Consider the following 25351-nt stretch of genomic DNA (forward strand, 5'->3'; position numbering starts at 1 on the left):
CAGGGAGGACCATAACCATGACAAAACATGAAGTTGTTGAAAAAAATATTGCTCTGATGGTGCTGCTGATTGTGGTGGCGATCAGTTTTGGCGGCCTGGTTGAAATTGTCCCTCTCTTCTTCCAGAAAGAGACTACCCAGCCCGTGGCCGGACTAAAGCCTTATACCCCGTTACAGCTTGAAGGCCGTGATATTTATATCCGGGAAGGCTGTGTCGGCTGCCATTCGCAAATGGTTCGCCCTTTACGGGCTGAAGTGGAACGTTATGGCCATTACTCAGTGGCGGGCGAATCCGTTTACGAATACCCGTTCCTTTGGGGTTCCAAACGAACCGGGCCAGACCTCGCACGGGTCGGTGGCCGTTACTCCGATGAATGGCACAGAGCCCATCTTTACAACCCAAGAGACCTCGTTCCTGAATCCATAATGCCTGCTTACCCATGGTTAAACGAAAACACTCTGGACGGTCAACTGACGGCCAGAAAAATGGAAGCCATGCGTACGCTGGGTGTGCCCTATTCCGATGAGGATATAGCCGGAGCGGCTGTCCGGGTAAAAGGCAACACAGAAATGGACGCCCTTGTGGCCTATCTGCAATCACTCGGCACAACCATTACAACAAAGCGGTAACACCATGGACATCAATGACATCAGAGGACTTGCCACCGTTCTGGCCATGGTGGCGTTCCTTGCCGTCACTTACTGGGCCTACAGCAGTCGCAGGCAAAAAGATTTCGAAGAAGCCGCAAATCTGCCGTTTGCCGATGACGACATCCCTGACAATAAACACAACAAGAATAACGGTCTGCAAACCGATGCATCACGGGTGAACGATAAAGGAGGGGTAGCATAATGATGAGTAGTTTCTGGAGCGGTTGGATCATCATACTGACCCTGGCCTGCCTTATTCTGGTGATCTGGCTACTGTTTGCCACCCGCAAAACGCAACGGCGGGATCTGACGGAAGAGACCACCGGGCATAATTACGACGGTATTGAAGAGCTGGATAACCCGATGCCGCACTGGTGGTTCATGCTGTTTGTTGCCACACTGGTTTTCTCTGCGGGTTACCTGCTGCTCTACCCTGGTATGGGCAACTGGAAAGGGCTTTGGGGCTGGACCTCTACCGGTGAACTGGAACAGCATCAGGAAAAACACGACAGACGCTATGCACCACTGTTTGCCCAATACGCCAAAACCCCCATTGAGCAGCTGGCTGAAAACCCGAAAGCCCTGAAAATGGGTCAGCGTATCTTTCTCAACAACTGCGGACTCTGCCACGGCTCCGATGCCGGGGGCTCGTTTGGCTTCCCCAGCCTGACCGACGATGACTGGCTCTATGGCGGCGCACCGGCAGACATCAAAACAACCATTATGGAAGGGCGAAGTGGACAGATGCCTGCCTGGGGAGCCGTGATTGGTGAAAAGGGTGTACAGGATGTCTCTACATTTATCCGCTACCAGGCCGGACTGGTTGACCGAATAGATGACTCTGTAATGAACCGCGGCAAAAAAGCATACGACACAACCTGTTCAATCTGTCATGGCCCTGACGGTAAAGGCATTAAAGCCCTTGGTGCTCCTGACCTGACCGATGCAATATGGTTGTACGGCTCCAGTCAGACAGAGATTGAGTATACGGTTCGCAATGGCCGAAATGGTGTTATGCCCGCCTGGAAGCATATTCTCGGAGAGGAAAAAGTGCATCTGGTTTCTACTTATGTCTACAGCCTTAAAGGAGACAAGAAAAGATAGACCGCCTGTATCAATAACTGGCGCAACATTTATGAACTGATCCGGATTTATAGACATTGCGCCAGTGCAGCAGGGCTGTTCCGGAGATACTTTTCAACGCAACCATAAACAACGACTGCACTGCAGTCATTTCAGCTATAGTTACTCGCCATGCTAAAAAAAGTAAGAGTGGCCGAGTAAATGCTAAAAACATACACACCCCTGTTTCTTTTGGCTTTAATCGTTTTTTCAATCGACAGCTTTGCCAACGATAAACTTTACTCCTGGACCTTGACAATTAAAGGTAAAAATCCATGTGTATATACAGGCACCATCAGAAATACTCTTACCACCTCATCAAGCCCCCCCGAACACTCAGACCCGGGAGAGGGTGGTTGCGGTTGCTGTTCCAGTGCGTACAAATTAATCGAAATACACTCGGTCATGGATCTGCAACTGGATAATCCTGATCACCCCCCTCCAAGGGTCAGTGCCCTCTGGCTATTCTCCCAAGATCAGGTAAGGGGACTCCTTACAACTACGACAAGCTACACCCTGGAAGTAATGACCAATGATTGTTCCAGCTGCTGTGACAATTTTTATAAAAGCAGTTGTTGTGGCTATAACCAGATTACCGGCGAAAAAAGAGGCTGCGATGATTGCCTTGCTGGATCGCTGCTTTGCTGCCTTTTACCCTATTGCATATTAAGGGATGCTGCTCAGTATTTTAGCGAACTTCGAGGCACACATGCGCAAGAGAGGCTCTCCGATCTAGGCGCTTCTACCAGCTATAACCTGATAGAACCTGTGAGGCTAACTCATATGTCAGTTGCCAGCACGAGCGCCGCAAGCGAAACTCAAACTTTGTCCATGCCCACCGAAACGCACGCCATTCATCTGGAAAGAGATGACGAACAAACACAAGACTGGTTTCGTCGAGTCATTGAGGGTTCAATTAATACCAATTGCAGGATTACTTTCCCCGGCTTTTTAGACTCCCATGTCCGGGTAATTTTGCAGAGAACCGCACCACAGGAAAATAGTTCGAACCTCATCATTACGCTGCAGGTTATTCAAAGTGAACATATCGATAGCATTTCTATGCTAGTGTCACGGTCATTCTCAAGAGGAGGGAGGAGGCAAGACCGCAGAGTTTATTATCGGATTGAAGAGCTAACCTTTGAAGGTTCAGATGTGGAACTTACCGTATACCGGGGCTATCGTGAGTATGTTCACACCGGGCAGCCAATGCCAAGCGTACCTCTCTGGGAGCCAGACCCGCTTCCTGATACCAGACTAATTCACAACCCGGGAGAGGCACCGCCACCCTATAGCCAGTATCCTGATGGTAATAGCGGTTTCCCCCATAGCAAGTAAGTTCGCTTTTATTTTTGTCAGGACGGGTACTGCAGGCTGCCGAAAACGGAATATTTTTCACATAACGCCTCGGCGAAGAAAAAGTGCATCTGGCCTCTACTTATGTCTACAACCTTAAAGAGGAGAAGAAAAGGCAGACGGCCTGTATCAATAACTGGCGTAATATTTATGAACTGACCCGGATTTATAGACATTGCGCCAGCACATCCGAACTGTCACAGGGACGATTTTCGAAAGAAGCATAAACAACGCCCGTACTTTGGATAATTTAGCTATATTTACTCGCCGCATAAAAGCTTTAAAAAAGTAATAATGGGTGGCCAAATGTTAAAAAAATGTATAACCCTGTTTTTTTTGTTATTGACTTTAACTGGTTTTTCAACCGGCAGCTCTGCCGCCAATGATCATTACCTCTGGACCCTGACGCTGAAAGGCGAGAATGCTCGCGTATATACTGGCTCTCTGGTAAACACTCTTGCGAGCTCCTCACATACCACTGATCATATACCCCCGGAACCGGGTAATTCCAATGCCAACGCAAATAGCTGTTGCTGTTGCAGTTGCTGTCCCAGTCAGTACAAATTGCTCGAAACAAGATTAACCATGAACCTGGAGTGGTCTAACCTTGATACCTACTTTCGAGAAATCAACGACCTCTGGCTATTTTCCCGTCCTCGTAGACGCGGTCTTTTTGCCACTGCTACAAGGCACATTCTGAAAGTAAAGCTCGATGACTGCTCCAGCTGCTGTAACAATTTTTATCAGAGTAGTTGTTGTGGCTATGACCTGATTACCGAAGAAAGAAAAAGTTTCTTGACATGCGTCTCAGATTGGGTGAGCAGCTGCTGCCTCTTCGGCATGATCCATTTAACTGAGGATTTTTGCGACCGTCAAGACATTCAAGAGCGAATCAGGCTCAGACATTTAAACGATTCTACCAGCCATGACACGATAGGGTCTGTGGAGTTAGCTGGTATGTCGGTTTCCTACAGGAACGCCGCAGGCGGACATCAGGTTGTGCCCATACCAGTCGGAACGAACGCTATTTATATGGAAAGAAGTGACAGAAATACACAAAGGTGGTTGCGTGAAGTCATTGAAGGTTCAATTTATAACGAGAGCAGGGTTGTTTTCCCTGGCTTTTTACACGCCTCTGTCCGCGTTCTTTTGCAGGTAACTCAATCGCAGCAGAATAATTCATATTTCACCATCACTATGAGGGTGTATGGAAACAATGCTATCAATAACATTCGTATGGAAGTATCAAAGTCAGAGTCAGAGTCAGAGTCAGGGGCTGAGGCTGGAGCCGGGGTAGAATCTGGCAGAGTGACTTATCAGATTGAACAGCTGACCTTTGAAAGTCTAAATATGGAATTTACCTTAAACCGTTCGGCGGGTTCCGGGCATGTTCACACTGAGCAGCCAACACCAAGCGCACCTCTCTGGGAGCCAGACCCGCTTCCTGATACCAGCCTAATTTACAACCCGGCAGTGCCACCGCCAGTCTATACCCCGTATCCCGATGGAAATAGCGGTTTCCCCCCTGGCAAGTAAGTTCGCTTTTATTTTTTGTCAGGACGGGTACTATAGGCTATCGAAAACGGAGTATTTTCCAGATAACACCTCAGGGAAGTGGCTTGTCTCTATCGACACGGCAACATAAGAAGTCAAAATAAAGTGGTGTTAACAGAACAATGAAAAAAAAACCGCCTGACAATCAGCCAGAACTGATCGACCTGTACCAGAAGCCAGACCCGATCTATACCCGAAGTTTTAAAGGCTTTTTTCGCAACCTCCGTCTGTGTGGGGCAGGTCTTCTTATTATCTTGTACTTCGGTACAGTCTGGGTGCAGACCAACGGGCAGCAACTGGTACTGTTTGATTTACCTGAACGAAAATTCCATATCTTTGGAGCCACCTTCTGGCCCCAGGATTTTGTTCTACTCTCCTGGCTACTGATCATCTGCGCTTTTGGCTTATTTGCCATCACTGTTTTTGCTGGCAGAGTCTGGTGTGGTTACACCTGCCCGCAGAGTGTCTTTACCTGGATTTTCATGTGGATTGAACGATTCACGGAGGGCGAACGAAACCATCGTATTAAACTCGACCGGCAGCCCATGTCCGGTAACAAAGTGCTCCGCAAGCTGGCCAAACATCTGCTGTGGTTACTGGTCGCTCTGGCCACCGGTCTGACCTTTGTCGGCTACTTCACCCCCATCAGACAGCTGGTTGCCGATCTTGCCGTTTGGCAGGTTCACCCCTGGGCCGCATTCTGGATTGCCTTTTTCACGCTGGCTACCTATGGTAATGCGGGCTGGCTGCGGGAGCAGGTCTGTTTGTTGATGTGCCCTTACGCCCGTTTCCAGAGTGTGATGTTTGATAATGACACGCTGGTCGTTGCTTACGATCACAAGCGTGGTGAATCCAGGGGTGCCAGAAAGCGCAACAGTGACTATAAAGAAGCAGGACTGGGCGACTGTATCGACTGTCGGGTCTGTGTTCAGGTATGCCCCACTGGCATTGATATCCGGGACGGCTTGCAAATTGGCTGTATTGGTTGCGCCGCCTGTATTGATGCCTGTAACAGCATTATGGATAAAATGGGGTACGAACAAGGACTGGTACGTTACACCACCGACAATCAGCTGGCTGGCCAACCGACTCACTGGTTACGCCCCCGGCTGATCGGCTATGCCAGCGCATTGCTGGTGATGACGGGACTGTTTCTATGGACCCTGACCCATCGTAGCCCCCTTGAATTTGAAGTATTAAGGGATCGAAATGTGCTGTACCGAACCCTGCCGGGCGAGCGTATCGAAAATATCTTTACCCTGAAAATTGCCAACAAAACCGATCAGGATCAGCCCCTCACCCTGAGTTTTTCCGGCATTCCTGATTTACGCTCAGAAAGTCAGACAACATTTGTCGTCAACTCCGGTGAGGTCGCAGAACAGATTATACAGTTATCTGCACCTGTAGCTGAGCTGAAAGCACCGGGGCTGGATATTGAGTTTATTCTCACTAACCAGACATCTGACTCAATATCAGCCAGCTCAGACAGCCGGTTCATCTCACCGGTAAAACACCCACCGGTAAAACAATGATAAAAGGAAGCAGTACATGACCCACCCGACAAACCATGAGCCCTTCACCCCCTGGTACAAAGAGCCCTGGGTCTGGGCAATCATCGGGCTGCTGTTAACGACCTTTATCTGGGGCGGTTACCGGATTTATTACGCTTTCAAAATACAAGACAGTGTTGTGGTGGATGATTATTACAAGAACGGCAAAGCCATCAACCAGGATTTAACCCGCGACCAGAATGCCGCAGACCTGAATATCTCAGCACGGCTGATTATTGATGAACTGATGGGTGAAGTGCGGGTAACCGTCCAGGGCGATGCTGAAAAGTGGCCGTCCTCTCTGAAACTAAGCCTGCTCTCTCCGGCCTTTGCTGACCATGACAACGTTATCACCCTGAAACAAGGCATTACCCGAACCTCAACTGTCGTTTATGTCGGGCAGACCGACAAGGCCGTTTCCGGCAAAACCTATATTCAACTGGAAACCATTGATGAACTGATTCCGGAAGTCGGCTACCAGACTGGCTGGCGCCTGAACCAGACTCATACTCTTGAGCCCGGAGCCGCTGTGCTGCTGCAACCACAACCTTGAGGCTCCGGGGTAAACCATGAGCAAAGACAACCACCACTGCTTTCACTGTCACCTGCCCATTCCCGGCACTCCCCCTTTTCACGCAGAAGTTCACGGGATACAGCAACCTATGTGCTGCCCCGGCTGCAAGGCCGTCACTGAAGCCATTATTGCCGGAGGTCTGAACAGTTATTACCAGCACCGTACCGATCCGGGGCTACAGGCCAGCAGCATTACTCAGCGGCTACAGGAAGAGTTACTGATTTACGACAGAGACGAGATACAGAACGAGTTTGTGATTGCCGTTGATTCCTCCCTTAAACAGGCCAGCCTGTTAATTGAAGGTATTACCTGTGCCGCCTGTATCTGGCTACTGGAGAACCATATCGGCACCCTGGCCGGGGTTGACCGGATCAGCGTCAATCTCAGCACCCATGAAGCCCAGGTGATCTGGAACCCGGAGCAGATACCCCTGAGTACCCTGCTGCTGCATATTCACCGCATTGGTTACAAAGCCCACCCCTGGCGCGCGGATCGTCAGGAAGCCCTGCTAAAAGAAGAAAACCGTCGTTTTATCCGACGGCTGGCACTGGCGGGCATTGGCACCATGCAGGTGATGATGTATGCCATTGCCCTTTATTCAGGGGCGATTACGAATGACATGGGTGACGCTTACCGTGATTTTATCCGTTATATCAGCGCCCTGGTGGCAACGCCGGTTATCCTTTACTCTGCCGTACCTTTCTTTAAAGCAGCCCTGCGTGATCTCAGGGTTCGTCATCTGAGCATGGATGTGCCGGTTTCCATCGCCATTGGCGGTGCTTATGTGGCGAGTTTGTGGGCCACTATAAACGGCAGTGGCGAGGTTTATTTTGATTCGGTGTCCATGTTCACTTTCTTTCTGCTGACAGGTCGCTACCTGGAACTGCGAGCCAGGCATGCCACATCAAGAGCCGCAAGGGCTCTGCAAAACCTGTTGCCTTCCAGCTGTCTGAAACAAGTTGATGGTGAATTTGTACGGGTTCCGGCAAAAGAACTGCAAAAAAACGACTTTGTTCGTGTTTTACCGGGCGACTCGGTTCCCGCTGACGGCATTATCACCCGAGGCAGCAGCCGTTTTGACGAATCCATGCTGACCGGCGAAAACCGCCCGGTTGCTCATAACAGTGGTGACATCGTAATAGGCGGCAGTCTTAATGTAGAAAACGCCATAGAGCTGAAGGTGACACAGACCGGCGCGGAAACCCGTATGTCTGCCATTATGCAGCTGCTTAACCATGCCCGGCACGACAAACCGGCCGTTGCCCGAATGGCTGACCGGGTCGCCGCCTGGTTTGTGGCCTCGGTGCTGATCGTTGCCATCACCGTCTACTGGTACTGGTCCTCAGTGGCTACCGAAGACGCTTTCTGGATCACCCTGTCAGTACTGGTTGTCACCTGTCCCTGCGCTCTGTCACTGGCCACGCCGACAGCGCTGACTGCCGCCACCGGGCATTTACACCAGCTCGGTTTCCTGATTACCAAAGGTCATGTTCTGGAAGGTCTGGAAAAGATTACCCATGTTGTCTTTGACAAAACAGGTACGCTGACCCGAGGGAATATAGAGCTGAGTGAAGTGCGTATGGTTAGCCAGAGTCACTCAGAAAGCGATGTAATGCAAATTGCTGCGGCGCTGGAAGCTCATTCCGAACACCCCATTGCAGAAGCTTTTCGTACCGTCACTTCAGCGTTATCAGCACAGAAAGTAAAGACTTACACCGCCCAAGGCATTGAGGGTGTGATAGACGACAATATTTACCGGATTGGCAGGCCCGATTTCTGCCTGCCGGAAAACAGCCCACAAAGACCAGAAGGCACGGGTCAATGGTTGCTGCTCAGCCAGAACCAGACAGCCCTGTGCTGGTTTCGGATGATGGACGACAGCTTGCGTCAGGAAGCCAACGAGGTAGTCAGCCAGCTACAAAAGCGTGGCATAACCGTCACGCTACTCAGCGGCGATCAGACAACAGTGGTCGCCAGAGTGGCTGAGCAACTGAATATCAAACACTGGCAGGCGCAGACGAGTCCCGATGACAAGCTTGAGTTTATTAAACAGCAACAACAAAGGGGTGAACGGGTGCTGATGGTGGGCGACGGCATTAACGATGTTCCGGTTCTGGCCGGTGCTGATATCTCTCTGGCAATGGGTACCGCTTCTGATCTGGCCAAAACCAGTGCCGATGCGGTTCTGCTATCTAACGACTTGAGTCGTTTACTGGATGCCTGGCAGCTGGCCCGTAGAACCCGTTTAATCATTCGCCAGAATCTGGCCTGGTCACTGCTGTATAACCTGAGCGCACTGCCTCTGGCAGCAGCAGGACTGATTGCCCCCTGGATGGCAGCCATCGGTATGGCCCTGAGTTCACTGGTGGTGGTGGGTAATGCCCTGCGCCTGAGTGGACGGCAGAAACCCGGTCACTTCCGGAAATCGGAGCGTTCAGAAGCAATCCCTGCATACAACCCGGCCATAAGGATTTAAACATGGAAAGCCTGTTTATTCTTATCCCGCTTGCCGTTCTGTTTATTGCCCTTGCCGTCCGGGTGTTTTTCTGGGCCGTAGACAGTGGGCAGTTTGATGACCTCGAAGGTCCCGCTCATAGCATTCTTTATGAAGACAAAACAATAAAGCCAGAAACTGACGCATGTCAGGGTAGTGAGAAAAAAAAGCCTTTAGAATCATAATTATGCAAAACAAATGATATTTATGATAATAATAAATTAATGAATATATTGAGATGGAGCTAAGCCATACCATGCCTGTTTATCTGACCGCGCTCAGTATCGGACTGCTGGGCAGCGCTCACTGCATTGGCATGTGTGGCGGTATTACCTCAGCGTTAAGTCTGTCGCTTCAGGGCAAAAGTCGCTGGCAGACAACGGTCTTAATGCTGACCTATCACCTGGGCAGGATAGGTAGTTATGCACTGGCTGGTTTTATTCTGGGTAGTATTGGCTGGTACCTGGGCGACCTCAGTCGTGGGCTTCATCTGGCTTTGCGCAGTGTCGCAGGCATTATGCTGATCGCCATGGGGCTTTATATTAGCGGTTGGTGGCGGGGCCTGATGCGTCTGGAACAGCTTGGCGGACGACTTTGGAAACATATTCAGCCAATAGCCAGTGGTTTACTGCCGGTTCGAAACCTGCCCAATGCTTTGGCTTTAGGCAGCCTCTGGGGCTGGCTTCCCTGCGGAATGGTGTACAGTACACTGGTCTGGAGTGCCACCCAGGGCAATGCTTTGCAATCGGCTTTATTGATGTGCCTGTTTGGACTTGGTACCTTGCCTGCGGTCTTTTTAACCGGCCTGTTTGCCAGACAGTTAACCTCTGTGATTCAGGCTGCCGCTACCCGCAATATTGCGGGAGTATTAATGATCCTGTTTGGACTCTGGGCTATTCCAGGTCCACATCAAAAATGGGTCATGTCTTTCCTGACCATAGGCTCCACAAGCTGTCATTAAAAAAGCCTGCACTCTCACCTACCTGACCCTGATCAATTAAATTTGCGAAACGCAAACTGCGCCACCTACCTATTGACATATATCAATTGCACCTTTGCGTTCATTTCATAGACTGGAACTATAATTGACAAGAGCCATGACAGACTAATGACCTGGTAAAAACAAACGAGAAAAACTATGAATAATGCACCCGTGTGGGATACAGGTCTGATCAACAAGTACGACCTGTCAGGACCACGCTATACCTCTTACCCAACGGCAGTTGAGTTTTCTGACGACTTTGACCGACAGTACTACCAGTCCAGCGCCTGGCTCAGCTCAGCCACTGGCAAACCTCTGTCACTGTATTTCCATATTCCGTTTTGCCAGCACGTTTGTTACTACTGTGCCTGCAACAAGATTGTCACCAAACGCAGGGAGCAGGCAGACACTTACCTGAATTATCTGTTCAAAGAAATTGAACTCCAGGCAGACCTGTATAATGAAGAACAGGAAGTACAACAGCTGCATCTTGGGGGCGGCACGCCCACTTTCCTTAATCAGGAACAGATTTCAGCGTTGATCAACAAGGTATCTGAACACTTTAAACTGTCTCATGGTAATGATATCGATTATTCCATTGAGCTGGACCCTCGTGAAGTAGACTGGCCCATGATGTCGACATTACGCGACCTGGGTTTCAGCCGCATCAGCATTGGCGTTCAGGATCTTGACCCCGGGGTGCAGCAAGCGGTTAACCGGGTACAGTGCGAAACGCAAATTAAATCCGTTCTTGACGCTGCCCGTACCATGGCATTCAAATCGGTTCATATGGACCTGATCTATGGCCTGCCGCACCAGACCCTCGACGGATTCCTGACCACCATTGACAAGGTGATTGCGATGCAGCCGGATCGGCTGTCACTGTTTAATTACGCTCACCTGCCCCATCGCTTTATGCCCCAGCGTCGTATAAATGAAAGTGACCTGCCGCCTGCTGATGTCAAACTTCAGATTCTGCAACAGGCAACCCGCAAGTTACTGGACAGTGGCTATGTTTATATTGGGATGGATCACTTCGCCCTACCCGATGACGAGCTGGCAATGGCGCAGGAAGACGGCACTCTGCATCGCAACTTTCAGGGTTATACCACGCACAGCCAGTGTGATCTGGTCGGCATGGGCGTATCGTCTATCAGTAAGGTGGGCAACACCTATGTCCAGAACCATACTGATATGACTGAATACCAGTCGGCCCTGGAGCAAAACCTGCTGCCCATTAAGCGCGGTCTGAAAATGAACAAAGACGACCGGATTCGTCAGCGTGTCATTAATGAGCTGATCTGCCATTTCAGAATGGAGCCGGCAAAAATCGAACAACAATATACTATTGATTTTCCCAGCTACTTTCTGTCTGAACTGATCAATTTAAAGCCTCTGGAACAGGACGGCCTGATCACCATCACCCCCGAAGCGCTGGAAGTTTCACCAGCAGGCAAATTGTTGATACGAAATATCTGTATGATGTTTGACCAGTATTACCAGAAACAAAAGAATATGAAGTTTTTTTCTAAAACCATTTAGCCTGATTGGTAATCAGGTACCTGAAGGGCAGCAAGTCTCATGGAAGGAGACACGAACGTTAGTCGGGCAAGTTTTTGTGTAATTGTTCCAATGTTGGCACCACTACCTCGCTTCCCTCTTTTGTCTCATGAAGGAAAAAGCCAGGGTTCCGGGTAAGAGTAGATATCATGGTTTTGCGTGCATGCGCTTGACCCTCGGAAAAACGATGCTTATCGGCGAGCAATTGGTTGTATTCTGTTTCAAGCGGCCCGGAGACGCGAAATTTAGATCTTACCGGAGGATTTGGTATCGACCACAGAAGCCGTTTTATCTTGGCCATGTCATCACCTGAGACAAGTGGGGTAAGTGCCTGGGTCAGCTGCGCCCTCGGCCAGAAAGAAGCATCCCTGTTATTGATAAATGTTGCAATGGAGGCTGCTGCCATAATGGCATCAGAGGCCTTTAAAGATTCAATCTTCCTGACGCTACTGACATGGACAGTATCGGGTGGTGTCTCGTTCAGCAACCCACCTACATACTGGGAGCCAATCATTGCAATCAAGGAAGCGGAAACAATATTAAAGGTTTGATCGTACTTGTTTTTTTCTTCTTCGTACTGATTTCCGGCTTCCTGTAGAGAACGTTCCCTTTCTCTGTTTAGCTCATCGTGCTGAAAATTCTGAAACCTGCTGGTGACTTTCTCCAGATTCTCACGAATCATGCTTTCTGCCTGCTGAGCCCGGACAAGACTGTTTGCGATATCTTGCCTGATTTTCTTAAGTGCGCTTACCGATGCAGGCTTCAGGCTACTACGCAACCAGCTAAGCGCAGAAAAGGCCACGACTCCACCGGCTGCGGCTCCCAAGGCAACAGGATTAATGTTGCTTCCTCTCTTTTCCAACAGCTGTTGGAATCTTTCGTCGCTGCCGTTGGCAATCATGTCACCTGCTTTTGCACCCGCCACCATTGCCCCCGCAGTCACCAGAGCCTGAGGACCCCATCGTCTTTTAGTACCTTCATTTATATCATAACGATAAAAGTATCCTGTTAAACCACTTTCCGGGTCATCCGGGCCAGCCTGTAAGTTTTGGGCTTCATCATCTGGTGAAGAAATAACATAGCCACAGAACGATTCAGAAGAGGTCGCGGCTCCTTCATTCTGGCTCGTTCCAGTGGCTCCACTACCACTGTTGTCAGAGTTGGGCAAGTACTGTATCAGCTGGTTAACCTCGTCGGAACTTTTACTGAGTATCACCCCGGTTTCAGGGAGTAAGTCAAAGTGGTCGCTATCTTTTATAGTAAATCGTCTCAGACTTCCACCCGACTGGATACTCTCCAGATTGTCCTGAAACTCCTTCTCTTCTTCCCGGGAGTGCCCGTTAATAAGCTTGAAGTGAATACTGGAAAGTTTTTGAGAATCATCGCTCTCATGATTAACAATAAGCCTGATTCGGGCATTATCGTATTTTTGGCTACCTGGCCTGTCATGAGTTATGCCTGGCATTTCGGTCACTGCCCTCAATATTTCAGATCTCTTTTCCAGAGCCTCATGAACCCTTTCTTCGTGTTCAAAGGACTGTCGTATTTCCTTTCCCATTTTGCTTTCCTGAGCGGTTAAGGATGAAAAGCCGTTGTCTTTATCCGGTTCTGGCCAGCGTCCCAGCTGAATATCTATTGTCTGAAAAGCCGTTATCTGTACATGGTTTATATGAGAAACCGGAAGACTGATAGTCACTTCTTTGTGAATGCCAGTCTGGTTAAAGCATGACCACAGATTATCCTGACCGTCAGCAGTGTTTGGTGCGGAAAAACAGTGTGTATCCCCTTCGACAGCCAGCTTTTTCGCTCGAACCTGTATAGGATCGGGGCTGCTGACTCTGGCTTGCTCCGGTGACGGGTATTGTGAAAGACTGAGAGAGTCCCACCCCTGAGTGACATAACGCATCAGCGGCAGCAAAGTGATAACAGCAAGTTGATTTTTATGGTTGTTAGCTGGAATGGTTGACGCTTTGACCGTAGCAGCAAAAAAGAAACAATAAATAATCAGAAAGCTCACAGCCTGTATGCGTTTTTTCCGGAAACCACTGTTAGAATGCAACGTCCCGCCTTTGTACAATTTTGAACATAAGTCAGTGCTTGCAAGACCCATTGATCTCTCCTGTTGATTTATGGAGGTTTCTGTAGCAAAGGGGGCGATTGCTGCAGTAATTTTCATTGTTTATATGACACCATAAAGGAAGAGGACACTTCATTTGTTGTATGCAGCTTAAGAAAAATAGCCACTAACAGTAATAATGCCAGTTTTTACAAAAGTGCCGTAAGCTCTCGCACAGTCGGGCGGGGTTAACACAAAAAATCGCAAATGCCCTTTTCAAAACCCCAAAAAGAACAAAGCATTCGCCAATACGGTCAGTTATTAACCGCAACCCGGTGCGACTTACCGAACCAATCGCAGAAAAACGATCAATATCAACACTGTAAGTCAATATTTCACTTACACTTTCAGGCTATTTTCCATAAAATAGCCAGTGTTTTGCATTTAAGACCTTGAGGGCACTCGATGACGTCTAAGCCCAACGTCCGACAACCAAGCCATGTGGCCTGCAGGGATTGCAGTCTTAGTTCTCTGTGCCTGCCGCTGGCACTGAACGTGAAAGACATCGACAATCTGGATCAAATCATAAAACGCGGCCGTCCGTTGAAAAAAGGGGAGCACCTGTTTCTGGAAGGAGACCCGTTCGACAGCGTATACGCTGTGCGTTCCGGGGCTATCAAAACCTATACCGCGACTAACGAAGGCGAAGAGCAGATCACTGCCTTCTATCTGCCCAGCGAAATCCTCGGCCTGAGTGGCATGGACACTGACGTGTATCCGGTATCCGCCCAGGCCATGGAAACTACCATGGTGTGTGAGATTCCGTTTGAGCAGCTGGAAATGCTGTCAGACGACTTCCCGGAGTTGCGTCGCCACCTGATGCGCCTGATGAGCAAGAAGATCAGGGAAGACCAGCAAATGATGATGCTGCTGTCCAAAAAGAATGCTGACGAGCGTATCGCTACGTTCCTGATCAATCTTGCCAGCCGCTTTCGTCGTCGTGGTTTTTCATCCCAGTCTTTCCGGCTGTCCATGTCCCGCAACGAGATGGGCAACTATCTGGGCCTGGCCGTCGAAACGGTAAGTCGTGTTTTCACACGTTTCCAGAAGAACGGCCTGATTTCGGCTGTTGGCAAGGAAATTGAAATTCAGGATGCCGTTCAACTATGCTCTCTGGCTGGTGGTAAAGCCGCCGATATTGAACAGATCATTGCAATAAACTGATTTGATCTAACATTATCACACTGCCGTACAGTCCGATGAGCCACCGTGCGGCAGTGACTTACCCCAAACAGCCATGATCGGCACTTTCACAGCAAATGGTTGCCACTCCATGATCATCGACGATTTTTATCTTAAGTCCCAGATTCGCACGGTTCCCGACTGGCCCAAGCCAGGCATCCTGTTCCGGGATGTATCCACCATTTTTGAAAACCCCAAAGCCTGGCGTGGCGTGATGGACAGTTTTATCCACCGCTACATGGAACTGGATTTCAGTCATATTGGCGCAATGGATGCCAGGGGCTTTCTGATCGGTTCCAACCTTTCCTATGTACTCAATAAACCTCTGGTTCTGTTTCGCAAAAAAGGCAAGCTGCCCGCCAGAACCGTCTCGGTAGAATACGATCTGGAATATGGCACTGCCTGCCTGGAGGTTCATGCCGACAGTTTGCAAAAAGGTGACCGGGTGTTACTGGTTGATGACTTGATTGCAACCGGCGGCACTCTGCTGGCAGCAGTTCAACTCATTGAAAAGCTGGGTGCAAAAACCATTGAAGCGGCAGCGATTATGGACCTGCCTGACCTTGGCGGCTCCCGTCGTTTGCAAAATGCTGGCGTTCCCACTTTTTCGTTATGTGCTTTTGAAGGGGAATAACCCGCAGCTATTGCCAAAATGGCAGATGCTTCAGTATTAAGCCAGTGTTACGATAAAACGTGTAATCACCTCATGAAGGACTAAGGCATGGGAATTTGTGCAAAGGAGTTGCGCCATTACGTTGTCCGTCCCACCCTGAAGCATCTCAAAATGTGGAGCCCAACCGCCGAAAACCTGTTGCTGGGAACAGCGGCAAGAGAGTCAGAACTAGGGTTTCATATCAAACAGGACCGTCATCAGGCTTTGGGGATTTATCATATTTCTCCCCGCATGCATCGTAATATCTGGGACTTTTATCTGGCGAAAAGATCAGAGCTGTCGAGCCTGGTCAGAGGTCTGGCCAGTCAGAGAGAATTTCTGTGCCACCCTCACCATGAGTTAGCGACCAACCTGTCCTATGCTACAGCCATTGCCTGGCTGATTTATTGCCGGACTGAAAAAAGCATTCATTCCTTACCCGAAGACGATATCAAAGGACTGGGCAAACTGTGGCACAACTATTTCCACCGGCATAATCCGGGTTCAGTGCAAAGCTTTGTAGACAGTTATGAAAGGCTGATCACAGGGGAAATCAGCCAGAGCAGTGACAGTCGGACAGCAAACATGATTCGCAGTCTTTAATCAGCCCCGGCTATCCCGCGCTTCCGCACACTTGATACAAAGATCGGCATAAGGCATAGCTTCCAGCCGGGCGGGGGCGATTTCGTTATCACAGACGACGCAGTAACCATACTCACCATTATTCATACGATCCAGGGCAAGATTGATTTTATTCAGCTCAATTCTGGCCTCGTTGCCAAGGGCATCAATGACTTCATCATTTTCCCGCTCCTGAGCCTGCTCGGACCAGTCGGCACTGGCTTTGCGAGTGACGTCTTTTTTGATGTTATGCAGCCGCGCGTTAAGCGCTTCCCGGCGGTTTAGCATCCAGTCTCTCAACTTATTGCAATCACTCATAAAAAAATCCCCTGAACATTACGTTTATTGAAGATTATTGTGGGTACTGGCTATCCCTGCCGAAAAACGAGCCTATTGTTCTGATTCATAGCCAACTGTCTACTTTCAGCACAGATTAAAGTTAGCGGATGATTTCAACCCTGTAGAACATTTTATCTCATATAATGACACGATCTGCCTATACCGAAACAGTACCAGAGCATTGATCTACATCAACAACGTTCTCCGGTGGATGTTGGTAGAAGCACCCAATTGCGGCTGAATATTGTACACCGCTATAATCTCCAACTTTATTTCGGAATCAGTGTTCTAAATCTATGAGTTCGTCCACCCTGACTGGCGTAGAAAAATACAGTTTCAATAAACTCCAGAAAAAGCTGAGACGCTTTACTGGTAAAGCCATCGAAGACTTCAATATGATTGAGGAGGGCGACCGGGTCATGGTCTGCCTGTCAGGCGGAAAATTATATGGCATAAATATTTTGTAAACCCATTTATTCCATATCCTACTGTTTTTACTGGTTTTTTATAGAATATTAATCCTTCACAATTTTACGGATGATTGTACTCTTATCTGCCATGAGTATTTCAGTTATATAGGCAGAGAATGAACAGCGTCCACTCAAAAATTTTGGTCACCCGGTTTAGAGTAAGAGATCATCCATACCCTGTCGTAGAAATAGTTGACCAGGATCACTGTCTATACTGCCCGCTGGTATCTCTGTACCTAACCCTGAAGGAGGAAATGTCTCATAACTCAGTGTTACGTAAGGCATACGAGCTAAAATTTTTCCTCATATGGCTTAAAGAGAAAAAAATCGATGTTTTAAGTAGGGTTAAGTCTGGAGATTATCTGACAGATCAGGAAACGAATGATTATTGCTCTTGTGCAAAGTATCGAAGGAATCATGAGCATTTTTTGAACATTCCACCATCACCCACAGACAAATATTTGAGTAATGTCTTACATCAAGTAAACTATCGAGAAGCCATCGTCTCACCTTCAGTTACGAATGGCAGACTAAGCTGCACTTCTGATTATCTTCAGTTTTTAGATCGGGAGCTTAATCATGAGGTGCAGCCAGAACAGGCTAAAAAGAATTTAGAAAGAACGCTTCTTTTACTGAATGATGCACATCGAAAAGAAATAAGAAATGGTTATAAGCTAACAGATCATGTACAGCTAAAAACTATTCCTGCTTCAGTGATGGATCGAATATTCGAGATAATTCATGTAGATCACAAAGACAATCCTTTTAACAAAAATGTACGTTTCCGAAACCAATTGATTATTAGGCTATTAATTGACACAGGTATAAGAAGAGGAGCTTTAGCAAAACTCAAGATATCAGATATTACATTTGGAGGTAACCCCCCAAAAATTTATATTTCAAATGAAAGAAAAGACGATCAAGACGTAAGATCGAACAAACCTCAGCAAAAAACTAAAGATCATTTTTCTTATACGACAAAAGACACTATGGGCATGCTCAAGGATTACATAGAAAACCATCGATCAATAATTTCATTAGCAAAACGGCATGAATTTGTATTCATCACCAACGGTAATTCAAAGTATTCAAAGGGAACCCCCATGTCACTCGATTCTATCAATTATATTTTTGAACAATTGTCAAAAGCAGCAAATTATAAAGTATATCCACATCTGCTAAGGCATTGCTGGAATGAACGCTTCTCAGTTTTAGCAAAAGAATTAAATTTATCAGAGTCAGAAATAGACAAATATAGAAAGCTACTAATGGGATGGAGTCCCACATCTATAATGCCGGAAAGATATGACAAAATACATAAGATTGAAAAAACACAAGAAATCCACCGAGAGTATCAAGATAAGATTATGAGTCCATGCAAATAGATATCATCTAGTTTTTAATTTTATGAAACATATAGACATGAAAGATATTTCGAAAGAACTAGAGCGTCTTGCAGATAGTGAGACAGATGCTTCAAGAGTTTCTTCAACGGGAGTACCATTTAATGTTTATTATGACATTTGGCAAGTTACACCAAACAAGTGTGCATATTTAGAAAGAATTAATAACTTAGTTATTTCAGGTCTAACTTTTGACAACTTAATAAAAATTAGACTCACTCTAGCAGATGTCGTTAAAAGATGCTCAGGCTCAGTAGCATGTAATGTTGTAAATCTTATTGCTAGAGGTTATTTTATCAATATCACGCTTGATGAAATCAAAGCCCTTATAGCTGAAAGCAGAACAAACAAATCTGATGTAATGATAAAAAATGCAAAAACATTCTTTATCAGCCTATCTAAACTATATCCAGAACACAAAGATTTAAGTGACTATCTTAGATCAACTAAAATAAGAAATCAAAATGCAACCCCTAGTATATACGATCCCGAAAATGGTGCTTTAACAGACTACGAACACAAAAGCTTGACCGAATCAATTAACTCTTTTTCATCAAACATTATTTCCGAATATAAAGAAAATTATTTTAAAAAAACATTAGCTGCATCCTCACATAAATTCAGAAAGAAATTCACAAGATTAATTTACTTAAGACTCTTAACATTAACATGCAGACGACCTATCCAATTATACTCTCTTAAATGGGGCGATATAAAACTGAATAATTCTACAGTAAGAAATGAGTTCTCTATCCAATTTCCTAAACCAAAGGTTGCAGGAGAAATTCATTTCAGACATATATTTGAAGAAATCCCTATCCCATTAAACACAAAATGCTCAGAGGAACTACTTTATTTCAAGAGATTTATAAAACAAGAATTAATCTCAAACTTTAAAGCTAACAACATAAATATAAGAGAGGAAACACTTCAAAAAAATTTTAACTTTTTACCTATTCTTATCGATTGTGATGTATTCGAAAGAAATTCAATAGCCAAGGGAAAGTTACCTAAAAACGAAGATGAGTTCATATCGATTCTATCAGAAACATCTTATGCCTTTCACTCTATAAACACATCATATACTGGCTTTACTAATGGTCTTTCAGAAGTTAAAAGTGATCGCGGAATAAATGTACTCAAATCTTTAGGCGCTCGCAGAATAAGGCACACCATGGGGAGCAATCTTGCTCTGCGAGGTTACGAATGCATTCAAATATCTAATATGCTCGGCAATACACCTAAAGCTGCCAAATACTATATAGATTTACTCCCTGATGCAAGATTAGAAATTGACAATAAAATAACTGCTCTCAAACCACTTAGTGAGCGTTTTTTAGGTAAAGTAATAACAGAAACTATTAATTCAAATAACAATATCTTTGATAAAGATTTAAAAATTGGAGAATCTCAGTGCACAAAAAATTGCGAAAATTGCTTAGCCGAAAGGCCATTATACTGCTACGGGTGTGATAACTTTCGTCCCATTGCCACAGCAGATCATTTAAGCATAAAAATAAAAGCAGAAAACATATTAGAAACTCGTCGTTCTAGTGGCTGTGATGAAAAGGTATTATCCCCAATTAAAATAGCCATAAAAGACATTGAAGCAACAATTCTTGCATGCAAAATCTATCTAGATCAAAGACCATCCTTGACATGAGCTATGGTGATGAAAATGCCCAGCACATATGAAACTAACATTCAATCATTCATCGACGACCGTAAAAAAATACACCTTTCTATCTCAAATCCAAGTGAGAGCCTAGGAGAATGGGATGATTTAGCTTGGGGGGAGTCACCAAGTAGATACAGATTTACTAAGCATTCCAAAACCAACTCACGCTCCATACGAAATACTGCAGAACATTCAATAACGGAAGATATGTGCATAAAGAAATATTATCTTTATTTTTTGAAAGCTTACCTATCATTCAATCATTACGAAAAAGCTAAAACTTCAAATAGACTATCAACTGATTGCCATGCATTTCTTGATTTATGCCTAGTAATAGAAGACAAAAATATCTTAATTAGTGAAATATCTCAACATGACATAGAATCATTTTTCGACATATTAAGCTCATCTTATGCTCACAGCACTTGTGAAGGAAAAGCCGCATCAATAATAAACCTCATTAGCTTTCTAACCGAGCATAAAATGCTCATAAACAAAATTAATTGCAAAAGCCCATTCAAGTACATAAATTCCAGCCATGATATTATTAAAAAAAGAGAAAAGAAAATTCCTTCACAAAAAGTAATTAATGCTATAGCAGATATCTATAACAAGAGCATACCGGAAAACATTGAAGAGCTAAATACGGAAGAAGCACCAAAATACAAAATTGCTTTATCAATTGCAGGTTTGTTATTTTCTGTATCAAGCAGAATTGGTGAATTTAATTTATTATCTACATCCCCTATCAAACAGATTAAAACAGACTCAGGCACAACCCATTCTATCATTTGGCGGGGGTCAAAAGGGATGATTGATCACGAAAAACATATTCATAAAGATATGTACGAAATAGCTAACAGATCAGTAAATTGTTTGAAAAAAATAGGTGAAAAAGCAAGAATTCTAACCCGATACTATGAGAACCCAATTCAACCATTAAGTTCAGTTATTGGTGATTACAAAACTAATACCAAGTATAAATTTCCTCTTTCCAAACCTACTACCTTGTGGCAGTTAGGTGTAATTCTAGGATTCTACACAGACGACATTATCAACAACATATTAAACTCTCGCGTTGATATAACAATCAATAACAAAAGAACGGCTAAAAAATTCAAATTATTTGCTCCTTACTTTCCTATAGAATTAGATAGTAGTTGTATAATAACCAGCAACTTTGCAGGAAAATTATTACTAGCAAACTCTTACACAAAGAAAGCAAAGGATATCTTTAAGAAAAAAAATATAACTATTGATGAAATGCTAGATGCTTGGATCAATTACATTAGATCTCAATCAAAAAACTTCCCTAATTATATTTCCCCGAAAGGAAAATCAATACATTTATCATCATCTCTGATTATGATAAATGGAGGAGATCATTATATTAATACAACAATGGGAATTTCACCTTTCTATATTAGAAAACCTAAGTCACTTCAATTCTTTAATTCTGTTTTTAGCAAATCTGACAATTCATCACCTTCATATGCATCAAACATATTTTTTAGACATGGATATGATCCAAAGGAGTTTTTCTTCAACAGCCATCAAGCAAGACATTATTTAAATACAATTGCTCAACGTAGTGATTTACCAGAGGAAGTTATTGCAGCATGGTCTGGCCGTAAAAGCTCTCGGCAAAACAAAGTGTATAACCATGAAACTCAAGAAGAAATTGATGCTAAGTTTTTACAAAAAGGACTAATAGAGGATTCAAGAAACATCATTCCAGTTACTGTAGAAGAATTTGAAGGTATTACTGGCACAACTTTAGCAAGCAAAACACCTACAGGGTTCTGTACTCAATCGCTAGATGTTGAACCATGCACTTATCTTCAAATAGGCCTCAGTGGTTGCACAGGGTGCACCAAACACTGCTATATCAAAGGAGACCAAAAGTCGTTGAGTTTTTTAAAAGATGACTTACAAATTCAATCTGATAGAGTAATGACCGAAAGAATGGCTGAAAGAGAGTACAACCCGATCATGAACAAATGGTTTGATCGTCATATTGCCAACATTGAGTTTCTTAACTCCCTAATAACACTACTAGAACGAGACGACATACCTGATGGCTCCATAATCCAGTACATCAAACAAAACATATTTAATGTAATTACAGATGGAAATAAAAAAACAATAGAAGTCCAGTTTTCATTACCCACAGAAATTCAAAAAAATATTGACAAGAACATAAGATTAAAAACATCACTTATATCAGAACAAGATTTCACTAACGACAAAAAGAACGAATTCGATTTGATTTTTGAATCCCTAACAAACTAAACCATATCAATATAAAAAACTTTATCATGAAAAGCATTGGAGCCAAAGGCTTATCCAAAGAAAGAATATCAGAAATATGCACTATCTTAACCACCTGGAATGGAAAATTAACATGGGATTTACTAGTTAAAAAAATAGCCTCTGAAATGAACTTAAAAGTTTCCAGACAAACATTAAATGCTTATTTTTCAATAAAGAAAGAATTTCAGATAAAGAAAGATGACTTACGGAAAGGTATAGATAGCGAAAGCTATCCTGCCAACTTAAAGATATCTGAAAAAGATTTACTGAAAAAAATTGAAGATCAGCAAAAAATTATTAAATCTTTAGAGCAGAAAATTAATGAACAAACCAACCAACTGAAAAGCTTTGTTTACAACATAAGAAATATACCTGGCATTGACTTATCTAAATTAAATATTAAAAAACACAGATAGCCCATCCTATCCCGTTGTTTTCAGAACAGCAGGATAGGCATGAGGCTCATATATTATGATGGTGATATTATTTTACAAATTGATAATTTGAACTAGTTCATCATCCGTAGCTTCTGCCTCAGGGATGTTCCCAGAAAAAATAGTCTGATTATCTTCATGCTCATACTCTTTACGTTCACCGGAACGATCAAGCTCAAGGCCCTTAAAGTTAAACAGACTTGTGTCAGCCATCTGTGAAGGAGAAATGTTCTGCATAGCTGTAAAAATAGACTCAATCCGGCTAGGGTTCTTCTTTTCCCATTCAAGCAGCATGGCCTTGATGTTTTGGCGCTGCAGGTTTTCCTGAGAGCCACAGAGGTTGCATGGAATAATTGGAAACTCCATGATTCCTGCAAATTTCTTGATGTCCTTCTCGCGACAGTATGCCAGTGGGCGAATGACGATGTTGCGCTTGTCGTCAGACAATAGCTTTGGTGGCATAGAAGACAGACGAGATCCGTAGAACATATTCAAGAACATAGTCTCAACTATGTCATCTTTATGGTGACCCAGTGCAATCTTCGTAGCACCAATTTCTTCTGCAAACGCATAAAGGGTTCCGCGACGGAGGCGAGAGCACAGTCCACAAGTCGTTTTGCCTTCTGGGATTTTAGACTTTACAACCGAGTAGGTGTCCCTGTTAATGATATGGTATGGGACTTCTAAACCGTCCAGGTACTCAGGCAGGACATGCTCAGGAAAACCAGGCTGTTTCTGGTCAAGGTTCACGGCAACCAAATCAAATTTGATTGGAGCGCTTTTTTGCAGGCTCTGCAAAACATGAAGCATCGTATAGCTGTCAGCCCCGCCTGATAAGCAGACCATCACCTTATCGCCATCTTCGATCATATTGAACTCTTCAATAGCTTTACCAGCATGGCGTCGCAGTCTCTTTTGCAACTTGTTGAATTCTGTCTTTTCAGTTCCAGTAAGGGAGATTGTCATATTTTTCAGGGGGTCGTTTAGCAAAAGAGGGAAGTATAACGATCAGCCGGATTAACACCAGTCAGGTTGACTGCTAATGCAGGGCGGTCTCATTTGGCACTAACTGCTTTGTCCTGAGACAGTAAACCTATTCAGAAAGTATGGCATTCTTTGCTCCAAGATTAAGGATTGCTGCACATGACCCTCTTGGATATTTGTTCTGAACTAACTGAAATTCGCGCTGATAATCATCGATATCCTCTGCATCACCTTGTATTCATAGCTGTTTGTATGATCACTTGTGGAGCTGAAGACTGGAAAATGGTTTCTCAACTTGCCAGAAAAAAGAAATACTGGCTAAAGCTCTACATCCCTATGCCTCATGGTGTTCCATCACACCACACTTTCATCCGGGTTTTCGAGCGACTTGACCCCGACGAGTTCCGGCAGTGCTTTATAAATTGGGTAAAGCAAATTGCTGAACGCACTCATGGTGAAGTTGTTGCCATTGATGGAAAAACACTACGGCGCTCATACGACAAAGGGGATAATAAAGCGGCTATTCATATGGTTAATGCGTGGGCTAGCCAGACCGGCATGGTGCTTGGACAGCTCAAAACAGCAGCTAAGTTGAATGAAATTACAGCCATTCCAGCTTTACTCGACATGCTGGAAATCAGTGGATGTATCGTCAGCACCGACGCCATGGGGTGCCAAAAAGCGATCGCCGAAAAAATCAGAGAGAAAAATGCACATTATCTTCTGGCCGTTAAAGGAAACCAGCAGCTTTTACACGATGACATTAAGCTTTATCTTGATGCCCTGACAACGAAGGAAAAGCTACCTGAAGGCGCAAGCTCTCATGAAACAGTAGAAAAAGGTCATGGTCGGATAGAAATACGTCGCTGTTGGACGAGCACCGATATTCACTGGCTTGACCAGCGTGAGGACTGGAAGGAACTTGCCATGATCGGAGTTGTTGAAAGTGAGCGTCACGAAGGCAATAAAGTGAGCACTGAGCGTCGATACTTTATTTCCAGCCTGACAACAGATGCAAAAAACTTCATGAATTCGGTTCGTTCTCACTGGTCGGTGGAAAATAACCTGCACTGGGTACTCGATATTGGCTTTAGAGAAGACGAATGCCGCATTAGAAAAGGTTTTGGTCCAGAAAATATGGCGATATTTAGGCAAGTAGCTCTGAACTTGTTAAAGCAGGAATCCACGTTGAAGCTTGGTGTTAAAAATAAGCGCATCATGGCAGCAGCGGATGATGAATATAGAACGCTGCTGCTTCAGGGGGTTATTTGAAAGTTAGTGCCAAATGAGATCGCCCTGACTGCTAATGGATAAGTG

At 45.1% G+C, this 25351-nt stretch carries 24 protein-coding genes and 1 pseudogene; 22 read left to right on the forward strand and 3 right to left on the reverse strand.

Annotation, left to right across the window (positions count from 1 at the left end):
• The first annotated feature begins 17 nt into the window (after positions 1-17).
• The 13 genes from ccoO to hemN all read left to right on the forward strand — a co-directional run bounded on the left by ccoO (position 18) and on the right by hemN (position 11824).
• Positions 18-629: a cytochrome-c oxidase, cbb3-type subunit II gene (gene ccoO, locus NX720_RS03785; RefSeq protein WP_262599503.1), complete on the forward strand. Its 612-nt coding sequence runs from the start codon at positions 18-20 to the stop codon at positions 627-629.
• Positions 630-633: 4 nt separating this feature from the next.
• Positions 634-852 carry a cbb3-type cytochrome oxidase subunit 3 gene (locus tag NX720_RS03790; protein ID WP_262599504.1) on the forward strand — a complete coding sequence of 73 codons (219 nt, stop codon included), beginning with the start codon at positions 634-636 and terminating at the stop codon, positions 850-852.
• On the forward strand, positions 852-1754 hold the full coding sequence (gene ccoP / locus NX720_RS03795; RefSeq protein ID WP_318654084.1) for a cytochrome-c oxidase, cbb3-type subunit III: 903 nt from the start codon (positions 852-854) through the stop codon (positions 1752-1754). The genes NX720_RS03790 and ccoP overlap by 1 nt, the downstream gene beginning before the upstream one ends.
• Positions 1755-2304: 550 nt before the next feature.
• Positions 2305-2442 (forward strand): hypothetical protein, encoded by a 138-nt coding sequence (locus NX720_RS03800; protein ID WP_262599505.1) that lies wholly within the window; start codon positions 2305-2307, stop codon positions 2440-2442.
• A gap of 161 nt (positions 2443-2603) precedes the next feature.
• Positions 2604-3110 (forward strand): hypothetical protein, encoded by a 507-nt coding sequence (locus NX720_RS03805; RefSeq protein ID WP_262599507.1) that lies wholly within the window; start codon positions 2604-2606, stop codon positions 3108-3110.
• Between the two features lie 83 nt (positions 3111-3193).
• Positions 3194-3355: a hypothetical protein gene (locus NX720_RS03810; RefSeq protein WP_262599509.1), complete on the forward strand. Its 162-nt coding sequence runs from the start codon at positions 3194-3196 to the stop codon at positions 3353-3355.
• 730 nt (positions 3356-4085) lie between these two features.
• On the forward strand, positions 4086-4664 hold the full coding sequence (locus NX720_RS03815) for a hypothetical protein (protein ID WP_262599511.1): 579 nt from the start codon (positions 4086-4088) through the stop codon (positions 4662-4664).
• A 140-nt stretch (positions 4665-4804) separates the two neighbouring features.
• Positions 4805-6214 (forward strand): cytochrome c oxidase accessory protein CcoG, encoded by a 1410-nt coding sequence (gene ccoG, locus NX720_RS03820; RefSeq protein WP_262599512.1) that lies wholly within the window; start codon positions 4805-4807, stop codon positions 6212-6214.
• Positions 6215-6230: 16 nt separating this feature from the next.
• Positions 6231-6785, forward strand: a complete 555-nt coding sequence (locus NX720_RS03825; RefSeq protein WP_262599514.1) for a FixH family protein — start codon at positions 6231-6233, stop codon at positions 6783-6785.
• A 16-nt stretch (positions 6786-6801) separates the two neighbouring features.
• Entirely contained in the window at positions 6802-9282 is a 2481-nt protein-coding gene (locus NX720_RS03830; protein WP_262599515.1) for a heavy metal translocating P-type ATPase, read from the forward strand.
• Between the two features lie 2 nt (positions 9283-9284).
• Positions 9285-9485 (forward strand): cbb3-type cytochrome oxidase assembly protein CcoS, encoded by a 201-nt coding sequence (gene ccoS / locus NX720_RS03835; protein WP_262599517.1) that lies wholly within the window; start codon positions 9285-9287, stop codon positions 9483-9485.
• Between the two features lie 71 nt (positions 9486-9556).
• Positions 9557-10261, forward strand: a complete 705-nt coding sequence (locus tag NX720_RS03840; RefSeq protein WP_262599519.1) for a sulfite exporter TauE/SafE family protein — start codon at positions 9557-9559, stop codon at positions 10259-10261.
• 177 nt (positions 10262-10438) lie between these two features.
• A complete protein-coding gene (gene hemN / locus NX720_RS03845) occupies positions 10439-11824 on the forward strand; it encodes an oxygen-independent coproporphyrinogen III oxidase (protein ID WP_262599521.1) in 1386 nt (461 codons plus the stop codon).
• Positions 11825-11882: 58 nt separating this feature from the next.
• On the opposite strand, the gene NX720_RS03850 is transcribed toward hemN, so the two are convergent.
• The gene (locus tag NX720_RS03850) at positions 11883-13952 is read right to left on the reverse strand and encodes a hypothetical protein (protein ID WP_262599522.1); all 2070 of its coding nucleotides are present in this window, start codon (positions 13950-13952) and stop codon (positions 11883-11885) included.
• Between the two features lie 411 nt (positions 13953-14363).
• Between NX720_RS03850 and fnr the strand changes: the two genes are divergently transcribed.
• The 3 genes from fnr (at position 14364) to NX720_RS03865 (ending at position 16395) form a co-directional block, all read left to right on the forward strand.
• A complete protein-coding gene (fnr, locus tag NX720_RS03855; protein WP_262599523.1) occupies positions 14364-15122 on the forward strand; it encodes a fumarate/nitrate reduction transcriptional regulator Fnr in 759 nt (252 codons plus the stop codon).
• A 109-nt stretch (positions 15123-15231) separates the two neighbouring features.
• On the forward strand, positions 15232-15774 hold the full coding sequence (locus NX720_RS03860) for an adenine phosphoribosyltransferase (protein ID WP_262599524.1): 543 nt from the start codon (positions 15232-15234) through the stop codon (positions 15772-15774).
• Between the two features lie 87 nt (positions 15775-15861).
• Entirely contained in the window at positions 15862-16395 is a 534-nt protein-coding gene (locus NX720_RS03865) for a hypothetical protein (protein ID WP_262599525.1), read from the forward strand.
• Here the strand turns inward: NX720_RS03865 and NX720_RS03870 are convergent, their stop codons facing one another.
• Complete coding sequence (locus tag NX720_RS03870; RefSeq protein ID WP_262599527.1) at positions 16396-16731, reverse strand: TraR/DksA family transcriptional regulator; 336 nt, start codon at positions 16729-16731, stop codon at positions 16396-16398.
• A gap of 317 nt (positions 16732-17048) precedes the next feature.
• Here NX720_RS03870 and NX720_RS03875 point away from each other — a divergent pair.
• The 5 genes and pseudogenes from NX720_RS03875 to NX720_RS03895 form a co-directional block, all read left to right on the forward strand.
• Positions 17049-17195, forward strand: a pseudogene (locus NX720_RS03875) (tRNA 2-thiocytidine(32) synthetase TtcA); the annotation flags it as partial.
• A 281-nt stretch (positions 17196-17476) separates the two neighbouring features.
• On the forward strand, positions 17477-18607 hold the full coding sequence (locus NX720_RS03880; RefSeq protein WP_262599528.1) for a site-specific integrase: 1131 nt from the start codon (positions 17477-17479) through the stop codon (positions 18605-18607).
• 37 nt (positions 18608-18644) lie between these two features.
• Positions 18645-20288 carry a hypothetical protein gene (locus NX720_RS03885; protein ID WP_262599529.1) on the forward strand — a complete coding sequence of 548 codons (1644 nt, stop codon included), beginning with the start codon at positions 18645-18647 and terminating at the stop codon, positions 20286-20288.
• A gap of 9 nt (positions 20289-20297) precedes the next feature.
• Complete coding sequence (locus NX720_RS03890) at positions 20298-22595, forward strand: hypothetical protein (protein WP_262599530.1); 2298 nt, start codon at positions 20298-20300, stop codon at positions 22593-22595.
• Positions 22596-22621: 26 nt separating this feature from the next.
• Positions 22622-23032, forward strand: coding sequence for a hypothetical protein (locus NX720_RS03895; protein ID WP_262599531.1), 411 nt, complete (start codon positions 22622-22624; stop codon positions 23030-23032).
• Between the two features lie 72 nt (positions 23033-23104).
• Here the strand turns inward: NX720_RS03895 and ttcA are convergent, their stop codons facing one another.
• A complete protein-coding gene (gene ttcA / locus NX720_RS03900) occupies positions 23105-24016 on the reverse strand; it encodes a tRNA 2-thiocytidine(32) synthetase TtcA (RefSeq protein WP_262599532.1) in 912 nt (303 codons plus the stop codon).
• 177 nt (positions 24017-24193) lie between these two features.
• Here ttcA and NX720_RS03905 point away from each other — a divergent pair, with 177 nt between their 5' ends.
• Positions 24194-25306: an ISAs1 family transposase gene (locus NX720_RS03905; protein WP_262599534.1), complete on the forward strand. Its 1113-nt coding sequence runs from the start codon at positions 24194-24196 to the stop codon at positions 25304-25306.
• The last annotated feature ends 45 nt before the right edge of the window (positions 25307-25351 follow it).

It is taken from the genome of Endozoicomonas euniceicola, from assembly GCF_025562755.1.
In the GTDB taxonomy this organism is placed as follows: domain Bacteria; phylum Pseudomonadota; class Gammaproteobacteria; order Pseudomonadales; family Endozoicomonadaceae; genus Endozoicomonas_A; species Endozoicomonas_A euniceicola.

Excerpts from the sequence above, each read along its gene's own strand:
- NX720_RS03885 (WP_262599529.1), top strand. The coding sequence starts at position 18,645 with ATGAAAGATATTTCGAAAGAACTAGAGCGTCTTGCAGATAGTGAGACA.
- NX720_RS03870 (WP_262599527.1), bottom strand. The coding sequence starts at position 16,731 with ATGAGTGATTGCAATAAGTTGAGAGACTGGATGCTAAACCGCCGGGAA.
- NX720_RS03790 (WP_262599504.1), top strand. The coding sequence starts at position 634 with ATGGACATCAATGACATCAGAGGACTTGCCACCGTTCTGGCCATGGTG.
- NX720_RS03805 (WP_262599507.1), top strand. The coding sequence starts at position 2,604 with ATGCCCACCGAAACGCACGCCATTCATCTGGAAAGAGATGACGAACAA.
- NX720_RS03840 (WP_262599519.1), top strand. The coding sequence starts at position 9,557 with ATGCCTGTTTATCTGACCGCGCTCAGTATCGGACTGCTGGGCAGCGCT.
- NX720_RS03800 (WP_262599505.1), top strand. The coding sequence starts at position 2,305 with ATGATTGTTCCAGCTGCTGTGACAATTTTTATAAAAGCAGTTGTTGTG.
- NX720_RS03860 (WP_262599524.1), top strand. The coding sequence starts at position 15,232 with ATGATCATCGACGATTTTTATCTTAAGTCCCAGATTCGCACGGTTCCC.
- ccoO (WP_262599503.1), top strand. The coding sequence starts at position 18 with ATGACAAAACATGAAGTTGTTGAAAAAAATATTGCTCTGATGGTGCTG.
- ttcA (WP_262599532.1), bottom strand. The coding sequence starts at position 24,016 with ATGACAATCTCCCTTACTGGAACTGAAAAGACAGAATTCAACAAGTTG.
- NX720_RS03880 (WP_262599528.1), top strand. The coding sequence starts at position 17,477 with ATGTCTCATAACTCAGTGTTACGTAAGGCATACGAGCTAAAATTTTTC.
- NX720_RS03895 (WP_262599531.1), top strand. The coding sequence starts at position 22,622 with ATGAAAAGCATTGGAGCCAAAGGCTTATCCAAAGAAAGAATATCAGAA.
- NX720_RS03890 (WP_262599530.1), top strand. The coding sequence starts at position 20,298 with ATGAAAATGCCCAGCACATATGAAACTAACATTCAATCATTCATCGAC.
- NX720_RS03825 (WP_262599514.1), top strand. The coding sequence starts at position 6,231 with ATGACCCACCCGACAAACCATGAGCCCTTCACCCCCTGGTACAAAGAG.
- NX720_RS03850 (WP_262599522.1), bottom strand. The coding sequence starts at position 13,952 with ATGGGTCTTGCAAGCACTGACTTATGTTCAAAATTGTACAAAGGCGGG.
- NX720_RS03905 (WP_262599534.1), top strand. The coding sequence starts at position 24,194 with ATGACCCTCTTGGATATTTGTTCTGAACTAACTGAAATTCGCGCTGAT.
- NX720_RS03815 (WP_262599511.1), top strand. The coding sequence starts at position 4,086 with ATGTCGGTTTCCTACAGGAACGCCGCAGGCGGACATCAGGTTGTGCCC.
- ccoP (WP_318654084.1), top strand. The coding sequence starts at position 852 with ATGATGAGTAGTTTCTGGAGCGGTTGGATCATCATACTGACCCTGGCC.
- NX720_RS03865 (WP_262599525.1), top strand. The coding sequence starts at position 15,862 with ATGGGAATTTGTGCAAAGGAGTTGCGCCATTACGTTGTCCGTCCCACC.
- NX720_RS03830 (WP_262599515.1), top strand. The coding sequence starts at position 6,802 with ATGAGCAAAGACAACCACCACTGCTTTCACTGTCACCTGCCCATTCCC.
- ccoS (WP_262599517.1), top strand. The coding sequence starts at position 9,285 with ATGGAAAGCCTGTTTATTCTTATCCCGCTTGCCGTTCTGTTTATTGCC.
- fnr (WP_262599523.1), top strand. The coding sequence starts at position 14,364 with ATGACGTCTAAGCCCAACGTCCGACAACCAAGCCATGTGGCCTGCAGG.
- ccoG (WP_262599512.1), top strand. The coding sequence starts at position 4,805 with ATGAAAAAAAAACCGCCTGACAATCAGCCAGAACTGATCGACCTGTAC.
- hemN (WP_262599521.1), top strand. The coding sequence starts at position 10,439 with ATGAATAATGCACCCGTGTGGGATACAGGTCTGATCAACAAGTACGAC.